Below are 23,950 nucleotides of genomic sequence, written 5' to 3' on the forward strand. Positions count from 1 at the left end.
TATTAAGGCTTACAGGCTACGCCACCAGCACAGCCACTCGCTGATTTAAATGATATACATTAAGTAATCACTGCTTACTGGGCTACTTGCCAGAGAGTTGAGAGGGCCTTGAATGACGTGTTGGCCTGCACAGGGTCGTTGACCAGAAGGCTCATAGGTTCATCGTTTGCTGGATCCTTAACTATAACCATCAGTGACGACTTTGAGGCCACTGAGTCGACATACAGCGAGGCCACGTTACTCTTCAGCTTGACCCCAGGCGACTGAGGAAGCTGAGGCGTAAAGCTTGCGAGAACCCTGACGTCAGAAACGTACGCGGCGAGAGAGCTGACGAGCTTGCCCAGGTAGTCTCCATTTGCCAGCACGTAGGCCGCAGTAACGTAAACCACTGAGGAAGTTCTGAAGTAATCAACGGCAGCACTTATCACGTTAAGAAGGCCCCTGACAACAGTTGCTGAGGGAGATGAAAGTCTTTTGTCAAACCTCTCCAGCATCTTAACCGCGCTCTCTACGTCCTTTACCCTTCTCCTCATTTCCTCCTCTATCCTTATAATGCTCATTGCGGCCAATGACTGAGGACTTATGGCCTTGTACCAGCCGCTTGGGTCACGGTAAACCATGCCCTTAGACTCAAGGACCCTTATAACGTCATATATCCTGGGGAGCGGCACCCCGCTTATCGCGCTCGCCTCCTTTGGGTCCTTGGCCCCTTGAAGGAGGGCTACGTAAAGCTTTGCCTCGTAGAGCGTTAGGTCCAGGGCCCTCCTGAGCGCCTCTATTATATTATCCTCACTGCTCAATCCTTGCTCTGCCCTTTATTTAATGCTACAAAGACCTAATATCTGCTACTTCTGCAAAGGATTTGAACTACTGGACTATAACTAACAAACTTAGGGTATAATTAAAATAACCTTACGAAGCTGAGGCCGGTGGGGCCTCACTTTGAGGCCCCGACCGTCGCGCTTCCCTGCTGGCCCGTAGAGGCTGGGGCTCCCTCCACGGAGGGCAGCTCCGGGAACTCCTGCTTCATCCTCTGCTCCGCGACTATGCTTGCCTCCTTCAGTATCTTCTGCGCCTCCTCAGTCACGAACTCGTTGTCAAGCATTGGCACAGCTCCGCTTGTGTACTGCGTTACTGCGGTCTGCAGCTCCTCGTCTATGTCCATCAGGTCAGTGAACACGTCAGGCATGGTACCCCTGAGGTACCCGGCCACCTGCTTCAGGGCCACTATTGCAGGCGCCAGGTCGGCGTTAACGTCACCCATTATCAGCGTCGTGTCGAGCCTCAGCTTGACCTTCTCGAGAGCGTACCTGACGGTCATTATTACCTTAGTCATTCTCCTTACTTCTGCGACCTCATTGGCATACATGGCAGCCCTGCTCCTGTCGCCCTCCGTGAGGCTGTTGACCACCTTCTCAAAGAGCTGCCTGTCGTAGGCCTGCAGCTTGCTGAGCGTGTAGTCCAGCTTGTTCATCTGTGTGGCTACCCTATAGCTCGCTATCATTATCTGCCTCTTCAGGGGCGGGGGTGGAGATATGAAGTTCTTAACCTTCTCAGCTATCGTGTCCCTCTTTGGCTCCTCACTCCACCTTTTGGGCCAGCTCTCTATCCCGCTCACTTCTTATCACCGGGATTTGCTCCAGCAGCGCCTTTGACTACATAGGCTTAAAGGGGGACAGCCAAAGTTAAGCGGGCTTCCGCGTTTTATATACGGCCCAGCTAGGACCCACTGGTGCAGCGAATGCCCGCAATTAAGGTTGACGAGATCTCTAAGTTCATAGGTTCTGAAGTGTTTGATGACTTCGGCAGGAGCCTCGGCACGCTCATAGCTGTGGAGAGTGACATAGACGGCAAGGTGTCGTCTATAATAGTTAAGTCCGAGGACCTGTCACTTGATGTTATAGAAGGTGAGAGAGTCAAGGTTAGTGACGACAAGATAACAGTGACTCCTGAGTGGAAGTTTGAGATACTGCAGGTGATAGAGAATCTTGACAGGGCCTACAAGAGGAGAAAGGCCATTGAGAACATAAGCAGCAGGAATGACCTTCCAGCTGTCGTAATAGAACCCATGAAGAGAAAGCTTGAAGACGAGATAAAGGCGCTCAAACTAAAGGCTGACGAGGTCAAGAAGGTCGTAAACTCAAGAATAGGTGAAATAGATGACGAAAGCCTCAAAGTTGCCAGGGCAATAGCAACTATAGGGATCTCCTACTTCAGCGGGGAGATAAGCGAGAGAAGCTACACGCAGAGCATGAATCACCTCAGGAAACTCCAGGACAGCCTAGGCGAGGAAAAGAAGGCTGCCAAGGACCTGTTGGACAAGCTAGATAAGGTGGTGCAGCTGGCCAGCGAGGGCGAGGTTCAGAAAGCCGTGCAGCCCCAGCCCTCGACGACCACTCCAAGCCCAGTAGCCACGGGCCCCAACGCGCAACAAACTATGGTAGTTAAGATAGAGGCCTAAACTGTGGGCTAGCTTAGTGAGCCTCTGCCAGAGTAAGGCCTTATTTCCACTCACACTTACAGCTTCTTATGGTGCGGGGGTGCCCGAGCCTGGCCAAAGGGGGCGGGCCCAAGACCCGTTGGCGTAGGCCTGCGTGGGTTCGAAGCCCACCCCCCGCACCATAGGTGCTAATTATGAGCCTAGTGAAAAGGAAAGGGGCTGCGCCCTTTTCACTCAGTCCCCTGGCCCTCATCTGATTCGTCGCTGCGCCCCTTGGCGCTGCCTTCTCTTTCTTGTACTCGCCGCTGATCACGTCCCTTAAGAACTCTGCAAGGCCCCTGAAGAGTATCATGGCGCCTGCCAAGGCTATAGCGAACGCCAATACCTCCAACGGAAGGCTCGTATACCTTATGGCTATTATTGTGAGAATGTAAGTTAAGCCCATCATTATCGTCCCAACGATGAGGAACCTGAAGTAGACTCTCAACAAAAGCCCCCCAACCTAGTAGAGATAGCATGCTACAAAGTGGCCAGGCTCCACCTCCTTAAGCGACGGCTCCTCAGCCCTACACCTGTCCATTACGAAGGGGCACCTGGGGTGGAACCTGCAGCCGCTCTTAGGCACAACTAGCTCTAGTTCTCTGACATTAACTTTTATCATCTTATCCCTTAGGCTTGGGTCCAGCCTTGGATAGGCCTGAAGCAGGGCCTGAGTGTATGGATGAAGCGGGTTCTCGATCACCTTCTTGGTCGGACCTATCTCGACTATCTTTCCTAGATACATTATGGCTATCCTGTGCGAGATTACCTTTGCTATTGGGAGCTCATGAGTTATGAACAGTATAGATATTCCTCTCTCGGCGTTTATCTTTCTCAGGTCGTCAACTATGAGTCCCTTGAGCGAGGCGTCTAACATGGTCACAGGCTCATCAGCAACCAGGTACTCAGGATTTAGCATGAGGGCCCTGGCTATGGCTACCCTCTGCCTCTGCCCTCCGCTGAGCTGAAACACGAAGTTCGACAAGAGGTCATATGGAAGCCCTACCTCGTCTAAAGCCTTGTGAATTATCTCCGTGGCCTCGGCCGAGTCCTTAACGCCAGCATAGTAGAGGGGCTGCCTTAAAGCGTCGTACACCTTCATGTAGGGATCTATTGATGAGAAGGGGTCCTGATAAATCATCTGGAGCTTCCTCCTGATCTCCTTATTTATCTTCTTGGGAGTTATCTCGTGCGGCGTCCCCTTACTGTCATAGTATATAGCCTGCCCTGACGTGGGCGCCTGAAGCCCTATTGTGGTCCTGCCTAGGGTTGTCTTGCCGCTGCCGCTCTCCCCCACGAGCCCGAGTATCTCGCCCCTGCGTATCTGTATAGTTACGTCATCTACAGCCTTAACGAATGACTTCTTGCCGAGGAGGCCCCCCTTCTGGAAGTACACCTTGAGGTTACGCGTCTCTATTAAGATATCATTCGACACCATCCACCTCACCCCTCAATAAAGCCAGCACGCGACATCGTTCTCACCTACCCTCCTCAGCTTCGGCTCCTCGACCTTGCACCTGTCCATTACGAAGGGGCACCTGGTGCTGAACCTACAGCCGGGCGGAAGCCTGGCCAGGTCAGGCATTGAGCCTGGTATGCCCTTAACATAGTCTTTACTTAGGTCAGGGACTGCTTCCATAAGGAGCTTAGTGTATGGATGCTTCGCGTTCTTGACTATATTTCCAGTGCTCGCGTGCTCAACTATCCGGCCAGCGTACATCACATAAATTCTGTCCGCCAGCATTGACATAAGCGCCAGGTCGTGCGTTATGAACAGTATTGAAAGGTTGAGCTCCTTCTTCAGCTGCTTGAGCAGGTTTATTATATGGGTCTGAGTGATAACGTCGAGAGCGGTGGTAGGCTCGTCAGCCAGCAGCACCTTTGGATTGAGCGCTAGGGCCATAGCTATGAAGGCCCTCTGCCTCTGCCCTCCGCTGAGCTCGTGTGGGTACCTATCTGCTATTGAGGGGTCCAGGTTCACCATTTTCATGAGCTCATTGACCCGCTGGTCCGGGTCCCCCGTATATCCATGAACCTCCAGAACCTCCTTGATCTGGTCCCTTATCCTATAGACGGGCGTGAAGCCGTTCATTGAGCCCTGGAAGACCATGGCTATCCTCTTCCACCTGTACTCCGAGTTAAAGACCTTCTCGGGCAGGTGCAGGATCTCGTTACCCTCAAAGTATATGTTGCCTCCCTCTATAAACCCTGGGGGCACTATGAGCCTCATTATTCCTAGGGCCAGGGTGCTCTTGCCGCTGCCGCTCTCCCCTGCCACGCCTATTATTTCGCCTTCGTTCAGCTCAAGGTTCACGTCATCTACTGCCCTCACGTAGCCCCTTGGCATGTGGAAGTATATCTTCAGGTTCTCCACCTTAAGTAGAGGCGGCATGCAATTCCCCTTCCTTCTTGGGGCCTTTTTACAGCTACAGATCTGAACTTTAAATTATTATGCTAGGCGATCCTGTTCTTACCATAAGCACCTGCAGAGCTGCCTAAAAAGAGCCTGAGTTTGATCAGCGCTGGTCTAAGACTTTAACTTAAGGGTATTATCTTAATACAAAAATGTATACTATTATCCGCGTGAGCTTAGGGCGGGAGGCTCACTCTAGGAGCTTTATCGCGTCCATGAAAGTTATGCCCTGCAGGTCCTCAAGCGCGTAGGCGTAGTGGATCTTGGTGAACTGTGACCTGAACCGCTTAACCTCTTCCCTCACCTTAGCTGGGTCCTCGCCTTTGATCACTACCCTCTCCATGAAGTCCGCTATCACTTCCATCTCGGACTCCTTCATGCCAAACCTTGTCATTTCCTGAACTCCTATCCTCAGTCCGCTTGGGTTCTTTACAGCCTCAGGTGGGTCGTGAGGTAGAAGGTTCTTGTTAAGTATTATGTTGGCCTGCTCCAGCTCAGCGGCGACCTTGGCTCCGCCTCCCTGCTTCGAGACGTCAACTAGAACCTGGTGGCTCATAGTATAGCCCATAGATTCTCCAAGGACTGTGAACCCCCTCTCAGCAAGGGCCTCGGCCAGTTTCTTTGCGTTCTTAGTTATCTGCTCGGCGTAGTCATGACCGTAGTCCTTCATTTCCAGGGCTACAACTGCAGTGGCAGGTATCCTGTGCAGGTGATGGCTGCTCACAAACCATGGGAATATAGTCTTCCCAACCTCCTTGTACGTGGCCTCGTCCGAGAAGAATATGACGCCCCCCTGGGGCCCTGGGAACGTCTTGTGCGTCGACGCCGTGATGGCGTCAGCGCCGTGCTTAAGCGGGTTCTCCCACACCTTACCTGTTATAAGTCCGAGCACGTGCGCTGCGTCGTAGACAAGTTTGCCGCCAACCGAATGGACAGCGTCCGCTATTTCCTTAACTGGGTGTGGGAAAAGGTAGACGCTGCCTCCTAGGACGGCGAACTTAGGCTTCACCTGCTCTATTACTTTAACGGCCTTGTCTACATCTACGTTCATTCTTTCCTCGTCATAGGGCAGCTCTATCTGCTTGATGCCAAGGGCCCCCAGCGTGCCAAACTTTGTGTGACTCACATGGGCGCCAGCCTGGACGGGAGCTATGACTGCCTGTTCGCCTGGGGCGGCTAGCACCCTGAAGACCGCAGCGTTAGCTATGGTGCCGCTTATGGGCCTTAAGTCGACCATGTCGGTGTCGAGCAGCTCACCCATGAGCTTGTCCGCAAGAACTTCAAGCTCATCTATGTACTTGGTGCCCTGGTAGTGCCTCTTGAAGGGCTTGCCCTCCGCATACCTGTGCATAAAGTCATTAATGTAAACGGCCATAGCCGCGGGACTCATAACGTTCTCGCTTGCTATGAGGTTTATGGTCTCCTTTAGCCTCCACACGTTTTGAGAGTTCGTTAACTCAAAAATCTTGACAAAGGTGTCCCTGTCTATCAATCTTCCCACTCACAAGTGAGCTGCCGCCGCGAGTTATTATGCCTGTCAGCATCCCACCTCTAGGTGGCTCCCAATGCGCAGATAAATGGCAACAAAACAAATATTGAGATAACGTTTAGGCCTCAAATGAGGCTTCGCTGTTTTGATTAAAAGTATACCATACTGTTAAAGCATCAGTTTAGCTTGGTAGTCGTATTTTACATTTTAGTTTCCTTCATCCAGAAGCACCGGATTACGAGCCCTAATATAATAAATATGCCCTATGACAAGTATTCCGGTTGGAGCATAGGATTTCCGCTTACCCGGGTGTCTGGAATGCTCAACCTGATAGTTAATGAGACGCCGTGGGATGATGAGATGGTAGTGAAGGCCGCCTTTGATGCCGCTGAGGTGCTGAGGAGGGAGTACTCGCTTATGGTCTTCGTAGAGATAAACAGCCATTTAACTGCGCCTATCCAGACGACCGAAGACCCAACTGTGGTGGTAGGCGATAAAGAGATAAGGGTTGATCCGCTCAAGTCATATGGGGAGCTCGTAGAGGAGATTATTCAGGCTGTCATAGAGAATGCAGCACTAGGCGACTCTGGCCGCTCGGAGCTTGTCCTTGTTGGCACCCAGCAGCATCCCTCAGTGGCGGCTTAGCGGCTTTGGTAGCCCCGACTGGCGTGCTAATGACGGCGTTGCTGTGATTATGCTGTTAAACTGTTAAAAGAGATTAGAGACGCCAATCAAGAGAACTTGGCTGTTAGAGCCTAAGCTGCCTTGGAGGGCCCCTGGCTCGCCTTCTGGGTAGGCCCCTGGCCTCTCATCTCCCTTATCACGATACGGGTCCTGTGAGGTATCTTAGAGGCAGCCCTCCTGAGAGCTTCCTTTATCTTGTCTAGGTCTGATGCCCTGCCGAACACGTCGATTATCGCATCGCCTATGTCCACGACAGCGGCCACGCCGACGGGAGTTCCAAACGAGAGCCTCATGCCGTCCTGGAGTCTGTCGGCGCCTGCAAAAGCCATCATCTTATTCTCCCTTATAACCTGGTGTGGGTATGTCCTCACCACGAGGAAATAGTTTGAATCCCCTACGGTCGTTGAAAGGTACTTAGAGGCCATCAACCTCGCGGACTCCAGCGCGTTGGACCTTATCTGGCCCCTTTCAAGCGAGATAAGCTGAACCCTCACCTCGTAGTTGCCCTGAACGGCCGGGCTTCCAGCAGTGAACTTCGAGATCTTTGGCTGTGGAGCCCCATGTATATACTCTTTCCTAGTATAAGGCTGGCTAGTTATATGGGAATAGCAGCGACCAGGCCTCATGGGCATAATGCTTCGCCCTCCAGATAGCTTCCTTGGTTGGACTTTAAATATTAGTTTGAAGCCTGGTCGCATGGGTGTTTGACATGGCGTCAAAGGAGGAAGTGCTGAAAGTCCTTAATGAGCTGCTGCCTACCAAGGCAAAGGATATAGACGATAGGAACTTAGTTGATAAGGACATCATAGATAAGCTTTCTTCAGCTGGAGCCTTCAATGCGGTATCCCTTGGCATGAGGTCCGTATACGAGGTCGTGAGGGAGGCCTCTAAGTGGAGCCCAGCAGTGGCACACGTAATAATGTCGTCATCAACGGTCGCCCTCAGGTTTAAGGAGGAGGGCCACATATACTCAATCTGCATAACTGAGCCGGGGGGAGGCACTGACATAAAGGCTAACCTAAAAACCGTTGCTGAGGAGAAGGGCGACGAGGCTATAATTACCGGTGAGAAGGTCTTCGCTAGCAACGCGGCCTACGCGGACAGGTTCTTAGTACTTGCCAATGGCCCTAAGGGACCAACTCTGTATATGGTCACAAGGGACTCCTCAGTTGAAGTTGAAGTTCAGGACCTCTTCACGTTCAGGGGCGCCGGAGTCTCGAGAGTCAAGTTCAACGGCTCTCACGGCATCAGAATTGGAACCCCAGGCAAAGGCATTAGGGAGGCGCTAGAGACTGTCAACTACGAAAGGCTGGGATATGGCATGATAGGTCTTGGCATAAAGGAAGGGGCCCTCGAGGAGGCAGGCCCCAAGGCGTTGAGAAAGGTCATATTCGGCAAGGAGCTGGGGGAGTTCCAGGGCGTGAGGTGGATGTTAGCTGACCTAGAGATTAGGTCAAGGGCCCTCGACGCCCTTATAAGGGACGCCATAGACAAGGCTGAGAAGGAAGGCCTAGATCCATACGACGCCGCTATGGCAAAACTGCTCGGAGCCGAGGTTGCGCAAAAGGCTACGTGGACCGCAATACAGATAATGGGCGGAACTGGCTTCTCAAGAGGATCAAGGCTCGAGTGGCTCGCGAGGGATGCCAGGATGCTTGACATAGGCGCTGGGGCCAGGGAGGTGCTCTATGACTTCATAGGTGACCTGGTCGTCAAGAAGTACAGAGGAGCTTGAACCTGGGTTCTAAGTCTTAATATTTAAAAGAGAAAAATTAATAAGTTTCCTTTGAAAAGTGCGACACGGGACTAGAAGTGGAAGGTAAAACCTTAAAGTATCTGAAAGCCTTAATTCAGTGCGCCTCCGTGCCGGACCCCGAGGTCTCCGCACAAATAATAGAGGTTCTACTTGATCGCAAGGAGATAAGCGTCAGGGATATTACGAAAGAGCTGAACGTCAGTTACCCGCTCGTCCTAAGGGTAATCAACGACCTGACGGGCCTGGGAATAGTGACCACCAGCAAGCTCAAGATAGAGGGAAGGGGGAGGCCGAGAAAGCTGGTCAAACTTAATGTCAACAAGTTGCTGGCAATGCTCGACGAGTGCAGGAAGAGCCTCGACGAGGTCGAGAAGCTAATAGAGTCCAAAGCTAAGGAAGTCGAAGGACCTCAAACAGTCATGCAGCAGAGCTGAGCGCGTCTACGAACTCGCTGAGCGCTTTGCCTGGATCCGCGGCCTTCATTACAGCGCTTGCCAGCAGTATGCCGCTGGCGCCGAGTTGCACAGCACGTATGACGTCCTCCCTATACGTGATCCCAGCGCCGGCCAGCACAGGTATATCGGCCACCGCCTTTACGGCCTTAACGCCCTCAGTAATAACTTCGGGCCTGGCCTTGGAAACTGAGACCCCAGTGCCTATGAGCTCTGGCGGCTCAATTGCTATGTAGGTTGGCCTCAAGTAAGCCAGCCCGGCGGCCTCGCCAGGTGTGTCGGCGCAGGCCATAGTTTCAATACCATCCCTGGACGCTGTTTCGACAACCTTAGCTACATCCCTGTAGATCATCTTGTGCTCGCTGTGATTCACTAGAATGCCCCTAACTCCAAGCAGCTTAGCTGCCTTGGCTGGCAAGTAACCCGTGTAAGCCCCGTAGTCCACCGGATCTGCATGCTCAATGTAGATGTCGTCGTAGATTTGGAGCACCTTTGATACAACCGCAGCAGGCACTATAAGAATCACCCGGACGTTGCTGTATCTTGAGGAAGCCTTTGACGCCTCCCTAGCTATCTCCAGGGACTTCTCATTAAATGCGGTCTCGTATGCCTTAAAATTCACGGCAAAGACTAGCCTAGGCATGCCTGGTCACAAGTTAAGAGCAAGCCCCGTTCCTAAAAAGGACATGTAGCTCTTCCAAGACATGTTAACGTAACAAGCCATCACTCCAGCAGGTCCTCGTGCTTTACGATGGGCTTATACCCTAGGTCAAACGGCCTGAACATGCCCTCAAGGCGCTTTAGTACGTCGGGCAGCGTTGTATATTCCATCTCCTCAGGACCTAGCCTGTGCGGCATGAAGGGGCCGTGCCTTCTCATGTAATCTGCAATCTCTGCGGCCTGCCTCCTGACCTCGTCAAAGGCCACATCATCAAAGAGGTCTGTGGGGCCCACAAGCCTGCCAGCCTTTACATTGAAGCCAAGGCCAAGTACCCTCGGGGGCCCGTCAAACCTTGTCATCTTGGCATCCTTAAGGCCAACTGGCATAAGTGGACCGAAGTGGCTGCCGCGCATCCAGCCGGCCACCAGGTGAGGGAACGAGAAGGCCTCAAGCGCCTCCCCGAGCGCGGGGAAGCCTGACTGAAGCCTAACTATCATAACTGGGTCGTCCTTGCCTATATATTTGCCCGCTATTAGGTTGAGCCTCTCCGAGCTGACCACGGCCGCCGGCTCGCCGTCCTTCCTATGGACGTACTTTATGACGTACCTCGACGTGGTGCCTATGAGCGCCAACAGGTCGTAGAGCTCCTCAGGCGTCGATAGGTCAACTGCTTTGCCCTCGTAAAGGTCTAGCACTGTGAACACAAAGCCGCTGTGCATCTTAGGGTCTATTACAAGCCCTGCAGTGTTAAACGGGTCAGCAAAGATCTTGTAGAGAGGCAGGTTAAAGGCGCTTGGCTCCGTCTTGTCAGCCATAAAAATGGCTACGGGCTCTGAAGGCCTCTCACTAAACTCCAGCTCCGCGACCCCCGGCCCCAGCCCCCTGACGTTACCGCTGAAGGTGTCGCTTAGCAGGTCCTGGCCGGCAGCATATAGGCCCAGGTCCTTAGCCACGGACGTTGCCTCCTTAAACGCGTCCCACGCAAGCTCGTGAACCTGGGGATCGTTAATGCCCCTGAAGTGAGTCATTATGAGCTGAATATCGTCACCTATCGCGGTCACGTAGAAGTCCACTATTATACCCTTCTTCTTGCCCTCGGCCAGGACCCTTGAGGCGGCAAGAAGCGTGTCTGGGTGAGCTTTATGATGCCCAGCTATGCTCCCGATATCTGCCTTTATCACGCTCAGGGTAGTCTTTGTCCCACCAGACGACACTAGAATCCCCATGAATGCGGTGCGGGTCACCCTTATATTTCTATTTTTGAAACATGAGGCCCATGATATCTAAAATTCCAAAAGTAATGTTGCCTGACATTTTGCCAACCGCATGAGCTAATGCTGCTACCAGGGAACCGACTTAAGCTTTAACTTATAGGCGGCCCAGTTTGTCGCGCGGTGGAGCACGTATATTATGACGGCCCATATAAGCTCAGCGTATATAGAAAACGTGATGCCACCCATGTAGAGGAACAACAATGCGAAGACATAAAAGCCTAGCTGGTCGAGGACCGGGGCTTCGGCCCCCCTTTCAAGGCCTGCCCTCCTCTTAATAAATGAGCCAAAGAGGTCGCCGCACATGGCGCCTGCTGAGGCCAACGCGGCATAGGCTATATGTTGAGGACCCAGGAGCGGCCACTCTATGATCCCTACGAAGGTACCGGAAGTTATGCCAGCCAGGAGGCCTCCCCAACTCTTTCCATCGCCAAAAACTCTTCTGCCGTCAGGTAGCCTCTTTCCAAAGTCTATGGGCGGCGGTCCATGAAGCACGACTGGGGCTCCGTTAGCAACCATCGCTGGCGCTATGTACTCTAACAGCAGTAGCAGCGAAATTATCAGGCCACCCATTCAACACCCTCCTTCTTCAGCTCAAATATGAGCGTGTTAATGAACGGCTTGATAAAGGTTAGAGCCACGCAGGGCCCCCTCTTACACGTTATCCTCTCAGTGTAAGCTATAGCGTCAGCCCACGGCAGGACCCACCTCCCGAGGGACATCTCGAACTCGCCGCCCTCCACGTCAGCTATCTGACCTACGGCGAAGCCCCCCACCTGCCTTAGTACTGCCGAGACGAAGGAGAGCAGCCTGAGAGGGTAGTCCCCTTGCAGCGATCTGAAGGGCCAGTTTATGGAGTCTACTATTATCTTCACGCCCTCTGATGCGGCTCTGACAACCTCGTTTACCAGCTGGTCAGCTGTTAATATCGTCATGTATGGCACGCACGTCACTACGTTCCTTGCGTAGGACAGCGTGCCTGGCTCCGTAGCCAGGAGCCTCACGTTATGACCATTTGACATTAGGTGCCTGGCTACCTCGAAGGCCAACCTGGTCTTTCCAGTGCCAAAGGGGCCATAAACCACCACAAACCTGTCAATATCAATAAGCTCAGAAAGCTCCCTGGGAAGAGGCGAGAGGGGCTTGCAGGGGCCGCTCACTGGCCCTCATTCTCCTCGCCGCCTTGCTCTTCTGAGCCCTCGCCCGCCTCCTCTGTAACTACTAGACCGCCCGCCTCCTTAACCTTCTGGACGGCCTTATCGCTTGCCATAGGCACTATTACCTTGACCTTGCTTGTCAGCCTTCCCCTTCCGAGCAGCTTCTCATAGCCAAGGGCCCTAAGGTCAACAACTATGAGCCCGTCCTCCGTCTTGGCCTGGCCCTTGGCGGTCAGGTCAGCTACCAGCCTGTCAAGGCTCTCCAAGTCTATAGTGTTAAGCTCGCCTCTGCTCGTAGGGTTCCTGAAGCCCCTTGTGCCAAACCAGTCTGGGGCGTACTTTAGCATCCAGCTCTTCTTATGTTTGCCCATGCCTGCGGCTCCTCTGCCTCCCTTCTTGCCAGTCTTCCTGTGCTGCCCTATGCGGCCCCAGCCCATTGAGCGAGTCCTTCCCCTTAGCTTCCTCACCTTCTTACGGGCTCTTGGTATTGTCCAGGTCATGTTCGCTCAGCCCTCTACCACACTAAGGAAAGGGGATTAAAAAGCTAGGAGCTCAGAACATCCTGAGAACTAAGTCATTTATCTCCTTGCCGCGATAGCCCAGCTCTCCAGCAGGGTACAGCTTCTTAACTGACCTCTTGAAGCCGCCGCTGGGCGGGTGGAGCCTGAAGAAGGGCTTAACTCCCACCTCATCCAGTTTATAGTACTTAATTTCATTGTTTGCGACCTTCTCTGCAAGCTCCCTTAAGCCGCTGAGCTTGAGCCTCTCCTTGACCCATTCATCGGTTATCGGCTTATCCCCCACCAGCCTGCCCCTCCTTGCTATCAGGCTGGCCAGAACATCTGGCGAGACCTCACCCCAAGTAATAGCTGGCTGGGCCTTCCTCAGCATCTCCTTTATGCCCTGCATGTTGTCAGGGTAAACCACAGCCGTGAATATCCTCCGCAGCCTCAGCTCGTTAAGTGTCGCCCTGACCTCAGGCCTCTGGTCAGGCTCGCCCCGTATCCTTATTATAAGGTAGGCCACGTCCGCTCACCTCGTCCAGTCCTGATAGGTGACCACCTTGTAGGTGTTACGGAGCGCCATGTATACAGCCCTTGCGAAGTTATACGTTGTCCTGGTCTCGCCAAACGCCTGAGACCACACGTCCCTGATGCCTGCCATTGAGAGCACTACCTTGGCTATGTTGCCGGCCACGAGGCCCGTGCCCTTGGGCGCTGGCTTGAGTATGACCTTCACGCTCCCGCTCTTGCCCTCTACGGTGAAGGGCACGCTATGGGGTTCTCCGCACGTGCACTCCCAGCTGCCACAGCCTCTCCTAACCGGCGTTATGTTAAGCTTGGCATTCCTGACAGCCTTGTCTAGGGCCTCCCTGAGCTGTCTGGCCTTCCCCTTTCCTATGCCAACGTAGCCATCCCTGTTGCCTACTACAACTACCACTCTGAACCTCGTGACCCTTCCGGCGTCGGTCATCTTCTGGACGTGGGATATGTCTAGCACCTCTGTCTGCAGGTTTGGCAGCAGGACATCAACTATCTCCGGCTCCAATATAGGCAGGTTTCTCCTAAATATCTCGTCTATGGACGCTATTTTGCCCTCTTTGACCAGCTGGCCCACCTTAGTCTTCGGCGCCCACTCCTCAGCCTGAGGAGCGCTCGGGCCTGGCGCACCCGTCTGCTTGCTCACTTCTCCATCACCGCCTGCTCAGCTCCTCCGGCAGCCTCCAGGACAGTCTTGTAGGCCTTCTTTATATTTTCTAGGACTTCATCAAAGTTCTTCGGTATCTCCTCAGGTGGCAGCCTGGCTAGCTGTGCCGAGAAGAGCCTCTTGTACCTCTCTGGGTCGTTCTTGCTCAGCTCAGCAGCATATGATGCCACGTGCTCACACCTTATTCTCTCCTCCGAGGGTAGAACTTCGTCGCTGTGTGGCACGTGCACGCCGGCGTCTAGAGCCCCCTTAAGGGCGGCAAATACCCTGCCTCCCGGCGTTGGCCTGTGAAGGCCTATGTCAAGCACGGCCTCCTTAACGCCCTTTTCCAGGGCCCTTGCTGCAGCAAGGAAACCTGTCAGGTAAGCGGCGCACTCGCTCTTGCCGCCGCCCTTCCAGCCATAAAGCTTTGTTAGCTCCTTTGAATGCGCTGCCGCTATGACACGGTCCCCTTTAAGGTCGAACTGAATGAACTGCACCCATATGTACTTATTTGATATCCTGACTACCATCCTTGGCTTCCCTGAACTGAGAAGTGCGAACCTCTTGTAGTAGTCGGTCTTGCCCTCTCTCCTTCTCCTAAGCGGAACCCTGTAATTAGGGCCTCCCTTCACTTAGCCCCACCTCCCTTGATCATACCAGTGGACTCGGCGTACCTCCTTAAGTCTGAGAGGCTTGCAAACCTGTTGCCCTTAATAAGCGTATAGAGGGCCCTATAGTCCTTCCTGCTCAGCATGCCATGGTCCCTCAGCCACCTTATGTATGCCCTCATCTTGCGGACCTTGTTGACCCACATAGTCTCTGGGTCCCTGCGCGAGAACGCCGTTCCCTTCCTCCTTCCAGGGCCCCTTCTGTGGCCCTCGGACCTCTTCCCCTTCCTCTCAAGCCATCTGTGGGCATTTCCTTTGGCAGGGAGTACCTTTATGAGCCCCCTGCTTATCAGCGACCTGACGTCATCCTTTGTGACCGCCCCCTCTATATCCTCCCTGTCCTCGGGGTTTGGACTTATCCATATACGGCTCTCGCCGACGCCCAGTATCTCAGCCGCCAGCCTCCTCTGAAGCTTGTAGTCCACGGTCACTCACCACCATTAGCTACCCTGAAGCCCCTCTTCCTGAGCTCCTCAAGCAGCTGGAGCCTCTTCCTCAGCCCGACCTTAGCAGAAATATAAACTATGTGAGTGCTTGGGCTGAGGCCTTCAATGTCCTTTATGGAGGACACCACGGCCGGTATAAGTCCTGAAGGGTGCCTTCCCCTGATCTCGGAGCTAGAGCCGTAGCCCACCTTAACAAGCCTTCCAAAGCCCTTAATTTGAAGCCTCAGCTTGTTGTCTATTCCCTTTGGTTTACGCCACGGCTCATCAATTCTCTTCAGGCGCCACGAGAGGTACCTTATAAAGCGAAGCCTCAGCTTCCTCCTTATGAGAGCCTGCACCCTCCTCCTCTCCTTGAGCTGCTCTGGGAGCTTTAGCTGTTCCGAGGCCATCAGCTGGCCACCTCCCTTGAGTATATGAATATGCCGTCCATGAACTTCCTACGGTCAAAGTCAGTTATATGTGTTGCTCTCTCGATGTTAGCTGCGGTCTGTCCTACAGCCTCCACGTCGCTTCCTTCAACTATTATGTCCTGTCCCTGCACCTTCACTGTGACGCCGGGCATTATTGTGGCATAGCGCGGGGCTTTCTCCCCCAGGAAGTTGCTTATAACTACCCTGCTCTTCTCAACTTTGACGGTTATAGGGAAGTGAGTTGATATTATCTTAAGTTTGTACCTGAAGCCCTTAGAAACTCCGGTTATCATGTTCTTTACGTGCGCGGCCACTGTACCTACTACCGCCTTAGTTTTAGTATCTGCGAGTCTGGCCTCCACTATAACCTTGTTGTTTTCAAGCCTCAGCTCTATGCCCCTGGCATGAGAGAAGTCCTTCTGAACCTCGCCCTTAGGACCCTTCACAGTAACCTTAAGGCCCTCTACCCTCACCGTCACGCCCTGCGGGACCTCGACCTCCCTCTTGACGTAGAGCGCTTTTGGCAACCTTCAGCACCTACCTATCAGCTCCTCGCTCCCTTGGCTGAGACCTGCTTTTTAAGCATTCTAAGCCTTCTCGAGCTTCTCCCTGACAGCTGCCTCCAGCTCCTCAAGCCTTATTACCTGGTACCCCGGGAGAGGCCTTTCGACCTTGCCAAGCACGACGACCCGGTCAGGGTCCTCCTCCTTTCTCTTCTTAAAGAGCCTGACCTTGAGGTAGCCCTTACCCTTCCCCATGAATATGAAGACTACCTTGTTCCTCTTGTCCCCCATGCCTTCGCACCAGGCTTGAGGAGGCCTGGGCAATTTAAAAGGCTAAGGAGCCGCTCACTCGCCTATAGCTATCTTGTAGGCGTTCTTTATCGCCTCCTCAAGGGACCTGGCGTAGACCACTTTGCCACCTGTTACGTTAGCAAGCTTAACCATTTGGTCAGACTTAACGTGCTGGGAATTACCTATCACTAGAAAGTCGACCCTCATGCCGCTGGACTTAGCAAGGAACTGAACCTCGTCAGGTCCAGGCCCCTCGTTGAAGTCGCCGTCGCTTATTACTATGAGCCTCCTTGAATAGCCAGGCGGCGAGTCCTTGAACATATAGAACGCGTCCTTCACAGCCATGCTTAGATTTGTAGCTTTGCCTGAGACCTTTATTGAGTTGACCGCCTCCTCAAGCTCTTCCACGCTGTCCGTAAGATCCATCACTGGGAAGGAGTTTCCATAGAAAGAGATCACGCCAACCAACGTTGGAATGCCGCTTCCTATGACACTCCTAATTATTACAATAGCGCTCCTCTTTGCAGCCTCCAGCCTATTAGGCTTCACGTCTTTGAGCATCATGCTGGCGCTGCTATCTATGGCTATTACTAGTGCAAGGCCTAGGCCCTTTGGGGAGGTTTTGGCGCTCAATACTCAAGTACCTTAGTTCTTTACTGTAACATTGCAGTAATAAGCCTTAAAGGGGTAGCCTCATGACTATCTACTAGCCTATGAAGTCCTTGGGGACCATAAAGGGTATTGTGGCCATCTTCATCACAAGTTCTTTGAAGTAATTATTGTTTACAAGTCCCTGGGATCTGGCGTAGGACAAAAGGGAGAGCGTAGGAACCGCAGGGACCCCATAGGATCTTGAAACCTGCCTAGTCTTAGCGTCATCGCTAACTAAAATGCCATTTAACTTCTTAGCTATGTAAATTGAGTGGGCCTCCTGAAGCGATATGCCGTTCCTCCTGGAGAACTCCATGAGCGACTTGTTTATATTGACTATGTCGAAGCTACTTAACGTGTACGCAACGCCCTTAGCCTTGGAGAGCCTCAGGACTAAAGCCTTAGCCCTTTCCATAGTCTTGGACGATATGGAGAGCTTCTTACCCAGCTGCGACAGGAGGTCAAGCGCGTTCAGCTCAAGCACTGCATAAAGGGACGAGAGGTCGAAGGTTATTGAGTCCCTGGACTTCAGCTGCTCCTCCCCTGATACAATCTCAGAGGCGTTGTCGGATCCAAGCAGTGGGGTGGTGTCCCTTGAGAGAAAGTACCACGTAAGTTCATCCATGCTAAGGCCGCTTATCTCTACTGCCAGCTGAAAGCTGATGCCCCCGTTCTTGTACGCCCTAAGAGATATCTCCTTAAGGTCGTAGCTTTCTAGGAGCCTCCTTATAGCATCCCTTATGGCCTCTGTCTTGCTTCCATAGATGCCAGCCTTTACCAGGGCCTCTAGCACCTCTTCAGTGAAGCCTGAAATCTCTATGTTAGTTACCAATACAGAGGGCCCTCTCAGAGGTTTACCTGAAAGACAAATAAGTTTAGCAGCTAGTAAGTTTCAAGTGGGGAAATTAACATGACCTCAACCTCATCGCTGGCATCGTAGCCTTCCACGTTCTCATTAAGTATTAGTATTGCGTTGGCGTCCGTCAGCGTGGAGAGCACACCTGACGCTGTTATCGCCAGGGGCTCAACCATGAGCTCCCCTATCTCATTGGGGTATACCCTCACCCTCAGGTAGGTCCTTATGCCAGCCACGTTAGCCACTCTCCTAGTTATCTTGCCCTTTACTATGGGTACTGGGTCCTCGGGGGTGCCTGTAATGTGCCTCAGGGTTGGCCTTACAAACGTTATGTAGCCCGTAAGAGACGCCACTGGGAACCCTGAGAGCATGAAAACGGGCTTGCCGTCGATTATGCCAGCACCCGTGGGCTTCCCAGGCCTCATCCTGACGCCGTTAAAAAGCACCTTGCCCATGCGAGCAATAACGTCAGGAACTAGATCGTAGGCTCCCAGGCTGGTGCCCCCTGTAGTTATAAAGGCGTCGGCGACCCTCAGCCCCTCGGATATCTTTGACTTTATCATGTCAACGTCGTCAGGTACCGTACCCATATCTATGGGCTCAAAGCCGTCCTGTCTAAGCAATGAAATTAGCATAGGCTTCGTGCTGTTTATTATTGTTCCCGGGGTACCCGCGCGCGGATCGTCCAGCTCTACTACCTCGGTGCCAGTGGAGAGAACGGCGACCCTTAATCTCCTGAATACCTTGATTCTCCTTATGCCCAGCGAGGCCAGGGCGCCTACATGCCATGGCTGAACCTTATAGCCTCTTCTAATCACTATCTTACCCTTAGTGAAGTCTTCGCCTTTTCTTGAGACGTTCATATATGGTGTCACCTGCCTTTTAACTTCGACGTACTCCCCGGCCCTGGACGCGTCCTCGGCCATTACTACAGCGTCAGCTCCTGGGGGCAGCGGCGCCCCGGTGTATATTATTGCCGCCTCGCCCTCGCCAACGTGTGGGAGCCTTGATGGGTCATCGCCCGCCTGAACTTCGCCTACAATCCTAAGCCTCACAGGGTTCAGGAGGGTGGCCCCGAGAGTGTCGGATGACCTCACAGCATAGCCGTCGACGGCGCTCCTATCAAAGGGCGGCACGTCCAATGGCGCAATCACGTCCTCAGCTACTGGCATGCCTAGGGCGTCCTGTATGTTTACCTCTATTACATCTGGCATCACGTTTATATTATCTAGGATGCTCCTGAGCGCCTCGTCGACGCTGACGAGCATCTTAAAGCCTTCCATAGTTCTCTTTACCGACATGACCTCTCCCCACGCTCTAAGTCCGGTAGGTCTTTTCCATCTGCGCTCTATATTCCCCTTTCCGCGTCCGCACTTTTCTTCTCCTACAATAAGCCTAGACTTTAAGTTTATAAGGCCCAGGGATAGAGGCTAAGCCTTGTTTACCCTGCTAAAAACCATTAAATTATTTTTTATGTCAACGCTGTACCCAAGCCCTGACGCTATATTAAGGAGCACCTCCCTGCCAGCCCTGAGCTTCTGAAGCTTTGTGTCAGCGCAGTAGTCCTTGTGAGCGCATGAGACGAGATCGAAGTTAAATCCAAATACCTTGACTTCATCGGCCCCCATTTCCATGGATATAGCTATGGCCCTATCGCCGTCTGTGAACGCGCCTGAAGGGTACACGCAGTAAGGCGTGTAGACCTGCGACGTTATGAGCAGCTTGCTCCTGGGTATCTCCTTAGCCAGCGACGAGACCCTGTTCAGGTTGTCTCCGTGTATGTGCAACAGCACGTAGTCTGAGACCTCCGCTGCCTGATAAAATACCTGAAGGGATGAATCTCCGTCTGTGGTGACTGCAAGGGGCCTGAGGCCTGCCTCGAGCAGGGAAATAACGCCGCCCTCAGGCGCCATTATTGCGTTGCAGCCCCTGATCTCATCTGGCGAGGCCAGGGGTCCAACCACGCAGACCTCCTTTCCGGAGACCCTTTCCATTATCTCCAGGAGCTTGGCGCACAGCTCGTCGCATGAAATAAAGCCGTCAAAGTGCATTGCGGTGTTAAGCTCGTTAACCTCAGGATATCCTAGCATCCTCTCAACTACCTCCCTGTAGGCCCTCACCCCCGCCTCTGCCCTTGCCAGCAATTCCCTCAAGCTCGCGCAGTATTGCGTCAGCGGCGTCCACGTAGTCCCGTAACCCTCTGGTCGACCTCTCAACGCACCACCTGAGCCCCCTGGCATAGTCAACGTACCAGCTCTCGACAACTCCAGCCCTAGCTTTAGTTAGCAGAACTAATAACTCAACAAGACATCCATAGGCTCTAGTATAGGGCACGTGAGGGCTCTCAACCTCCGTTAAACTACAGCTGAAGGTCACCTCTTCAGGGCGCTCCTTCAGCCTCCGGTACTCGCACCTGTAGATGCCGCCTAAGCCTGAAAGCCTAGGACAGCCGTCAGGTCCCCACTCAACCTCGTGCTCCAAGGAGTGGCTGACGCTTTTTACAAAGAGCAAGGGGTCGGACGGCGAGAGCAGCATTAAGGTCCCCCCGTCCGCAAGGAACCTGAGGAGGCCGGCGCCGCGGTACACGGAGAACGTCCTTTCATCGTTCCACAGAACGCCTAACGGCATCGAGTACCTTGCGTTAGCCGTGCATGGAAACGCTATGAACTCATAATATGCGCCCTTTATCAACCCTTGCTCGCCCAAAACGCTTTAATCCCCTAGGCGAATAAGGGCTTGGTGGGAGTAGATATGGTAACCGTGGCTGACGTGCCGGCTGACAAGTTCATCGAGAGGCTTGCGGCCAGACTGAAGAACATTGAGCAGGTGAAGCCGCCAGAGTGGACGCTTTACGCTAAGACCGGCGTCTCAAGGGAGAGGCCCCCTGACGACCCAAACTGGTGGTACACGAGGGCCGCCTCAATACTAAGAAAGCTCTACCTCTCCGAGGAGCCAATAGGGGTGGGCGCCTTCAGGGTCATATATGGCGGCAGGAAGCGCAACGGCGTTAGGCCCGCGCACTTTGCTGAAGGAGGGGGAAGTAACGTAAGGAGGATACTGCAGCAGCTGGAGCAGGCAGGCCTTGTCAAAAGCACGGGGCACGGAAGGGTCTTAAGCCCCAAGGGACGCTCGCTCCTTGATGAGGTCGCCAAGGAAATAGCCAACGAGATAGTAAAGGAAAGGCCTGAGCTGGCTAAGTACTTCTAACCGACCCTGAGGAAAGCTCTGCCACAAGCTCTGCGTACGTACGATTTACAACCTCGCCGCGTATATCAAGTACCTTGACAGCCGTACTCACGTCCTCCTCTTTACCTCTTAGCGACTCCACCTCAACAAAGCATCCGAGCCCTTCTACATTGTCGAGCGTGAGCTCCACGTTACCTAGCCTTATGTAAGTTCTAACCTTAGACACCCTTATGGCTGGTTCAAAGCCTAGCTGCCTCAGAAGTATATCGGGGTCGGAGCCCACGTCTACTATAACCTCCCTCCTTGCCTTGAACTGGCCTGTCTCCCTAGGTCCCTTATAGGTTATGGAGCGAGGGCTTCCGTTAACGTACCTGACCCTCAAAGCCTCGTCGGAGGCTCTAAGGTCCCTACAGGGATGCTGATAGTAGACGTCAACCTCCTCTAAGGGTCCCTCCACCTTGCCGCCCGCCTCTATAGCCCTTTTGGCAATTTGTTCAAGCTGGCTGCAGGGCACCCTTAGCTTGACCTCCACCTCCACATGATCCAAGTAAATCGCCTCAGACGGACATTATCATCTTCTTGAGCCTGTCGCCCATCTGCTCATATCTCATAACGTCCTCACGGCTAAGGCTCGGCTTGACCCTCTTGAGCGCCTGCTCGAAGTGCTTCCACTCAACAGGGCCTGGCTCCAGCTTCTCTCTCAGCTTTGCAAAGACGGCCTCCCTTACAACGGCCGCTATGTCTGCTCCAGTGTAGCCCTCTGTCAGGTCAGCGAGCCTGTCTATGTCTACGTCGTTGGCAAGCGGCACCTTTCTGAGGTGCACCTTGAATATCTGCTTGCGGGACTCCCTGTCGGGTGGCGGCACGTAGATCACGCGGTCAAACCTCCCTGGCCTGAGGAGCGCGGGGTCCAGTATGTCGGGCCTGTTGGTGGCTGCCAGTATGACTACGTTAGAGAGCGGAACTATGCCGTCCATCTCTGTTAAGAGCTGGTTCACTATCCTGTCCGTGACCCCGCTGTCGAAGCTGTAGCCCCTCGCGGGCGCTATGGAATCTATCTCGTCAAAGAAAACCACTACAGGCGCTACCTCCCTCGCCCTCCTGAAGGTCTCCCTTATGGCCTTCTCGCTCTCGCCGACCCACTTGCTCAGCACCTCGGGCCCCCTTATGGCTATGAAGTTGGCCCCGCTCTCGGTGGCGACGGCCTTGGCAAGCATTGTCTTTCCGGTGCCCGGCGGGCCGAAGAGCAGGACCCCCTTGGGGGGCTCAATGCCCATCTTCTGGAACACGTCTGGGTGCTTAAGAGGCCACTCGACGACCTCCCTCAGCTCCTGCTTCACGTTGTCAAGGCCACCTATGTCGTCCCAGTGAACCTCTGGCACCTCCACGAAGACCTCGCGTATGAGCGTTGGCCTGACAACCTTCATAGCCTCAAGGAAGTGCCTCCTGCCCACCTTGAGCGTCTCAAGGATCTCCTTCTTTATCTCCCCAGGCTTTGACAGGTCTACCTTGCCTGAGCTCATGAACTCCCTCACTGCGGCCATGGCGGCTTCTTTGGCCAATGCAGCTAGGTCAGCGCCGGTGTAGCCTTTTGTGAGGTCGGCTATCTCAGCAAGATTTACATCACTGTCAAGTGGCATGTTCCTCGTATGAACTTGAAGTATCTCAAGCCTCCCCTGTTTATCTGGCGGCCTGATCTCTATCTCCCTGTCAAACCTCCCGGGCCTCCTGAGCGCGGGGTCCAGGTCCTCGGGCCTGTTAGTAGCCCCTATCACTATCACCTTTCCTCTCTCCTGTATGCCGTCCATCAGCGTCAGGAGCTGGGCCACCACCCTCTTCTCAACCTCGCCCGTCACCTCCTCTCTCTTGGGCGCTATGGAATCTATTTCGTCGATGAAAATTATTGACGGCGCGTTCTCCTGCGCCTCCTTGAATACCTCCCTCAGCCTCTCCTCACTCTCGCCGTAGAACTTGCTCATGATCTCAGGTCCATTTATTGCTATGAAGTAAGCGCCTATTTCATTAGCTAGCGCCTTAGCAAGTAACGTCTTGCCGGTGCCAGGCGGACCGTAAAGGAGTATTCCCTTGGGAGGCTCTATTCCGAGCCTCTGGAATATCTCAGGATGCTTCATGGGGAGCTCCACTATCTCCCTGATGCGCTGCTTTGCTTCCTCAAGGTCGCCTATGTCCTCCCACGTAACCCTGGTGCCTCTGCTCAACAATGGGTACTCTGAAGGCTTGACCGGCTCGTTCCTTATGATTATCTCCGTATCGTCGGTTATGTAAACTGGATCGGAGGGGTTAGTGTTTACTACAGCCAACTGTATCTCGTCAGAGAGCGGCACCAGGTCACCCCTGATGAGAGGCTTGCGTATGAGCTCATCCCTCAGATCCTCGGGCGACACAACCATGTTTATTGGAACGGCTCCGAAGAACGTCTGAACCGTGGCCTGGCCCACTGGGGCAAGCTCGACCCTGTGCGCCGGCTTAACGTTGTCAGCCCTCATGACCTCTACCTTGTCCCCCACGCTAACCCCAAGGACCTGCCTCATGTGTCCGTCTATCCTTATTATGTCAGGGTTACTGTCGTCCCTGAGCGGCCATGCCACGCCAACCTCCTCTGCCTTAGAGCTCCTTATCAGCACGAAGTCCCCTGTCTCTATGCCGAGCCTCTCCATGGCCGAGTCGCTTATCCTCACGATCTTTCTTCCTGGCCTGTCACTCCTGTAGGCTTCTTCCACGGTTAGCGTTACGCTCTGTGAGGCCATTAATAAGCCCCTAGTATATCAACTCCACAGGACTAATATGCATTACTAACAAGGGCCTAAGAGGCCATAGGTCCCTCATAGGTTATCTTAAAGAATCCCGCGATTAGCGCTGCAACTCTT

At 53.5% G+C, this 23,950-nt stretch carries 30 protein-coding genes and 1 tRNA gene; 6 read left to right on the forward strand and 25 right to left on the reverse strand.

Annotated features, from left to right (window positions below; all coding sequences use genetic code 11):
- Window positions 1-74: 74 nt before the first annotated feature.
- Window positions 75-800, reverse strand: coding sequence for a TrmB family transcriptional regulator (locus ACP5H1_RS03020; protein WP_427971549.1), 726 nt, complete (start codon window positions 798-800; stop codon window positions 75-77).
- A gap of 137 nt (window positions 801-937) precedes the next feature.
- Window positions 938-1,618 carry a Snf7 family protein gene (locus tag ACP5H1_RS03025; protein ID WP_427971551.1) on the reverse strand — a complete coding sequence of 227 codons (681 nt, stop codon included), beginning with the start codon at window positions 1,616-1,618 and terminating at the stop codon, window positions 938-940.
- Between the two features lie 123 nt (window positions 1,619-1,741).
- Between ACP5H1_RS03025 and ACP5H1_RS03030 the strand changes: the two genes are divergently transcribed.
- Together ACP5H1_RS03030 and ACP5H1_RS03035 are read left to right on the forward strand one after the other, a co-directional pair.
- Window positions 1,742-2,461 (forward strand): CdvA-like protein, encoded by a 720-nt coding sequence (locus ACP5H1_RS03030; protein ID WP_427971553.1) that lies wholly within the window; start codon window positions 1,742-1,744, stop codon window positions 2,459-2,461.
- A gap of 73 nt (window positions 2,462-2,534) precedes the next feature.
- Window positions 2,535-2,622: transfer RNA gene (locus ACP5H1_RS03035), tRNA-Leu, on the forward strand.
- A 320-nt stretch (window positions 2,623-2,942) separates the two neighbouring features.
- On the opposite strand, the gene ACP5H1_RS03040 is transcribed toward ACP5H1_RS03035, so the two are convergent.
- From ACP5H1_RS03040 to glyA, 3 genes are all read right to left on the reverse strand, one after another.
- Entirely contained in the window at window positions 2,943-3,917 is a 975-nt protein-coding gene (locus tag ACP5H1_RS03040) for an oligopeptide/dipeptide ABC transporter ATP-binding protein (protein WP_427971555.1), read from the reverse strand.
- A 12-nt stretch (window positions 3,918-3,929) separates the two neighbouring features.
- Complete coding sequence (locus ACP5H1_RS03045; protein WP_427971558.1) at window positions 3,930-4,871, reverse strand: ABC transporter ATP-binding protein; 942 nt, start codon at window positions 4,869-4,871, stop codon at window positions 3,930-3,932.
- Window positions 4,872-5,082: 211 nt separating this feature from the next.
- Window positions 5,083-6,384 carry a serine hydroxymethyltransferase gene (gene glyA / locus ACP5H1_RS03050; protein WP_427971560.1) on the reverse strand — a complete coding sequence of 434 codons (1,302 nt, stop codon included), beginning with the start codon at window positions 6,382-6,384 and terminating at the stop codon, window positions 5,083-5,085.
- A gap of 183 nt (window positions 6,385-6,567) precedes the next feature.
- Here glyA and ACP5H1_RS03055 point away from each other — a divergent pair, with 183 nt between their 5' ends.
- Window positions 6,568-7,026 carry a hypothetical protein gene (locus ACP5H1_RS03055; protein ID WP_427971562.1) on the forward strand — a complete coding sequence of 153 codons (459 nt, stop codon included), beginning with the start codon at window positions 6,568-6,570 and terminating at the stop codon, window positions 7,024-7,026.
- 110 nt (window positions 7,027-7,136) lie between these two features.
- Here ACP5H1_RS03055 and ACP5H1_RS03060 read toward each other — a convergent pair whose 3' ends face one another.
- Window positions 7,137-7,697, reverse strand: a complete 561-nt coding sequence (locus tag ACP5H1_RS03060) for a 50S ribosomal protein L16 (RefSeq protein WP_427971564.1) — start codon at window positions 7,695-7,697, stop codon at window positions 7,137-7,139.
- A gap of 77 nt (window positions 7,698-7,774) precedes the next feature.
- On the opposite strand from ACP5H1_RS03060, the gene ACP5H1_RS03065 reads away from it, so the two are divergent.
- Both ACP5H1_RS03065 and ACP5H1_RS03070 read left to right on the forward strand, forming a co-directional pair.
- Window positions 7,775-8,800 (forward strand): acyl-CoA dehydrogenase family protein, encoded by a 1,026-nt coding sequence (locus ACP5H1_RS03065; RefSeq protein WP_427971567.1) that lies wholly within the window; start codon window positions 7,775-7,777, stop codon window positions 8,798-8,800.
- A gap of 128 nt (window positions 8,801-8,928) precedes the next feature.
- Window positions 8,929-9,255, forward strand: a complete 327-nt coding sequence (locus ACP5H1_RS03070) for an HTH domain-containing protein (RefSeq protein ID WP_013267148.1) — start codon at window positions 8,929-8,931, stop codon at window positions 9,253-9,255.
- On the opposite strand, the gene ACP5H1_RS03075 is transcribed toward ACP5H1_RS03070, so the two are convergent.
- The 17 genes from ACP5H1_RS03075 to ACP5H1_RS03155 form a co-directional block, all read right to left on the reverse strand.
- Entirely contained in the window at window positions 9,239-9,916 is a 678-nt protein-coding gene (locus ACP5H1_RS03075) for a triose-phosphate isomerase (protein ID WP_427971570.1), read from the reverse strand. The two genes, ACP5H1_RS03070 and ACP5H1_RS03075, sit on opposite strands and share 17 nt — an antisense overlap.
- Before the next feature lie 80 nt (window positions 9,917-9,996).
- Window positions 9,997-11,148, reverse strand: coding sequence for a fructose-1,6-bisphosphate aldolase/phosphatase (fbp, locus tag ACP5H1_RS03080; protein WP_427971573.1), 1,152 nt, complete (start codon window positions 11,146-11,148; stop codon window positions 9,997-9,999).
- 126 nt (window positions 11,149-11,274) lie between these two features.
- Window positions 11,275-11,778 (reverse strand): CDP-2,3-bis-(O-geranylgeranyl)-sn-glycerol synthase, encoded by a 504-nt coding sequence (locus ACP5H1_RS03085; protein ID WP_427971575.1) that lies wholly within the window; start codon window positions 11,776-11,778, stop codon window positions 11,275-11,277.
- Complete coding sequence (locus ACP5H1_RS03090) at window positions 11,766-12,365, reverse strand: hypothetical protein (protein WP_427971578.1); 600 nt, start codon at window positions 12,363-12,365, stop codon at window positions 11,766-11,768. Before ACP5H1_RS03090 ends, ACP5H1_RS03085 begins: the two co-directional genes overlap by 13 nt.
- The gene (locus ACP5H1_RS03095; protein ID WP_427971581.1) at window positions 12,362-12,862 is read right to left on the reverse strand and encodes an uL15 family ribosomal protein; all 501 of its coding nucleotides are present in this window, start codon (window positions 12,860-12,862) and stop codon (window positions 12,362-12,364) included. The genes ACP5H1_RS03090 and ACP5H1_RS03095 overlap by 4 nt, the downstream gene beginning before the upstream one ends.
- A 52-nt stretch (window positions 12,863-12,914) precedes the next feature.
- Window positions 12,915-13,388: a 50S ribosomal protein L30 gene (locus ACP5H1_RS03100; RefSeq protein WP_427971583.1), complete on the reverse strand. Its 474-nt coding sequence runs from the start codon at window positions 13,386-13,388 to the stop codon at window positions 12,915-12,917.
- A gap of 6 nt (window positions 13,389-13,394) precedes the next feature.
- Window positions 13,395-14,048 (reverse strand): 30S ribosomal protein S5, encoded by a 654-nt coding sequence (locus ACP5H1_RS03105; protein ID WP_427971586.1) that lies wholly within the window; start codon window positions 14,046-14,048, stop codon window positions 13,395-13,397.
- Window positions 14,045-14,683 carry a 50S ribosomal protein L18 gene (locus ACP5H1_RS03110; RefSeq protein ID WP_427971589.1) on the reverse strand — a complete coding sequence of 213 codons (639 nt, stop codon included), beginning with the start codon at window positions 14,681-14,683 and terminating at the stop codon, window positions 14,045-14,047. The genes ACP5H1_RS03105 and ACP5H1_RS03110 overlap by 4 nt, the downstream gene beginning before the upstream one ends.
- Window positions 14,680-15,144, reverse strand: a complete 465-nt coding sequence (locus ACP5H1_RS03115; protein ID WP_427971591.1) for a 50S ribosomal protein L19e — start codon at window positions 15,142-15,144, stop codon at window positions 14,680-14,682. Before ACP5H1_RS03115 ends, ACP5H1_RS03110 begins: the two co-directional genes overlap by 4 nt.
- 2 nt (window positions 15,145-15,146) lie before the next feature.
- A complete protein-coding gene (locus ACP5H1_RS03120; protein WP_427971593.1) occupies window positions 15,147-15,554 on the reverse strand; it encodes a 50S ribosomal protein L32e in 408 nt (135 codons plus the stop codon).
- Window positions 15,554-16,102, reverse strand: coding sequence for a 50S ribosomal protein L6 (locus ACP5H1_RS03125; protein WP_427971595.1), 549 nt, complete (start codon window positions 16,100-16,102; stop codon window positions 15,554-15,556). The genes ACP5H1_RS03120 and ACP5H1_RS03125 overlap by 1 nt, the downstream gene beginning before the upstream one ends.
- A gap of 60 nt (window positions 16,103-16,162) precedes the next feature.
- Window positions 16,163-16,369: a DUF5622 domain-containing protein gene (locus ACP5H1_RS03130; RefSeq protein ID WP_427971598.1), complete on the reverse strand. Its 207-nt coding sequence runs from the start codon at window positions 16,367-16,369 to the stop codon at window positions 16,163-16,165.
- A 54-nt stretch (window positions 16,370-16,423) separates the two neighbouring features.
- Window positions 16,424-17,002 (reverse strand): vWA domain-containing protein, encoded by a 579-nt coding sequence (locus tag ACP5H1_RS03135; protein ID WP_427971601.1) that lies wholly within the window; start codon window positions 17,000-17,002, stop codon window positions 16,424-16,426.
- Between the two features lie 73 nt (window positions 17,003-17,075).
- Window positions 17,076-17,852 carry a PIN domain-containing protein gene (locus ACP5H1_RS03140; protein ID WP_427971603.1) on the reverse strand — a complete coding sequence of 259 codons (777 nt, stop codon included), beginning with the start codon at window positions 17,850-17,852 and terminating at the stop codon, window positions 17,076-17,078.
- Between the two features lie 50 nt (window positions 17,853-17,902).
- The gene (locus ACP5H1_RS03145; RefSeq protein WP_427971605.1) at window positions 17,903-19,177 is read right to left on the reverse strand and encodes a molybdopterin molybdotransferase MoeA; all 1,275 of its coding nucleotides are present in this window, start codon (window positions 19,175-19,177) and stop codon (window positions 17,903-17,905) included.
- 129 nt (window positions 19,178-19,306) lie between these two features.
- Window positions 19,307-20,020 (reverse strand): hypothetical protein, encoded by a 714-nt coding sequence (locus tag ACP5H1_RS03150; RefSeq protein ID WP_427971607.1) that lies wholly within the window; start codon window positions 20,018-20,020, stop codon window positions 19,307-19,309.
- Window positions 19,971-20,582 carry a hypothetical protein gene (locus tag ACP5H1_RS03155; protein ID WP_427971608.1) on the reverse strand — a complete coding sequence of 204 codons (612 nt, stop codon included), beginning with the start codon at window positions 20,580-20,582 and terminating at the stop codon, window positions 19,971-19,973. The genes ACP5H1_RS03150 and ACP5H1_RS03155 overlap by 50 nt, the downstream gene beginning before the upstream one ends.
- Window positions 20,583-20,627: 45 nt before the next feature.
- Between ACP5H1_RS03155 and ACP5H1_RS03160 the strand changes: the two genes are divergently transcribed.
- Complete coding sequence (locus ACP5H1_RS03160; protein ID WP_427971690.1) at window positions 20,628-21,083, forward strand: 30S ribosomal protein S19e; 456 nt, start codon at window positions 20,628-20,630, stop codon at window positions 21,081-21,083.
- On the opposite strand, the gene cyaB is transcribed toward ACP5H1_RS03160, so the two are convergent.
- Both cyaB and ACP5H1_RS03170 read right to left on the reverse strand, forming a co-directional pair.
- A complete protein-coding gene (gene cyaB, locus ACP5H1_RS03165; protein WP_427971693.1) occupies window positions 21,070-21,600 on the reverse strand; it encodes a class IV adenylate cyclase in 531 nt (176 codons plus the stop codon). The genes ACP5H1_RS03160 and cyaB overlap by 14 nt on opposite strands.
- Before the next feature lie 19 nt (window positions 21,601-21,619).
- Complete coding sequence (locus tag ACP5H1_RS03170; RefSeq protein ID WP_427971610.1) at window positions 21,620-23,830, reverse strand: CDC48 family AAA ATPase; 2,211 nt, start codon at window positions 23,828-23,830, stop codon at window positions 21,620-21,622.
- Between the last annotated feature and the right edge of the window lie 120 nt (window positions 23,831-23,950).

The sequence above is a fragment of the Acidilobus sp. genome, from assembly GCF_049973875.1.
Classification (GTDB): Archaea; Thermoproteota; Thermoprotei_A; order Sulfolobales; family Acidilobaceae; genus Acidilobus.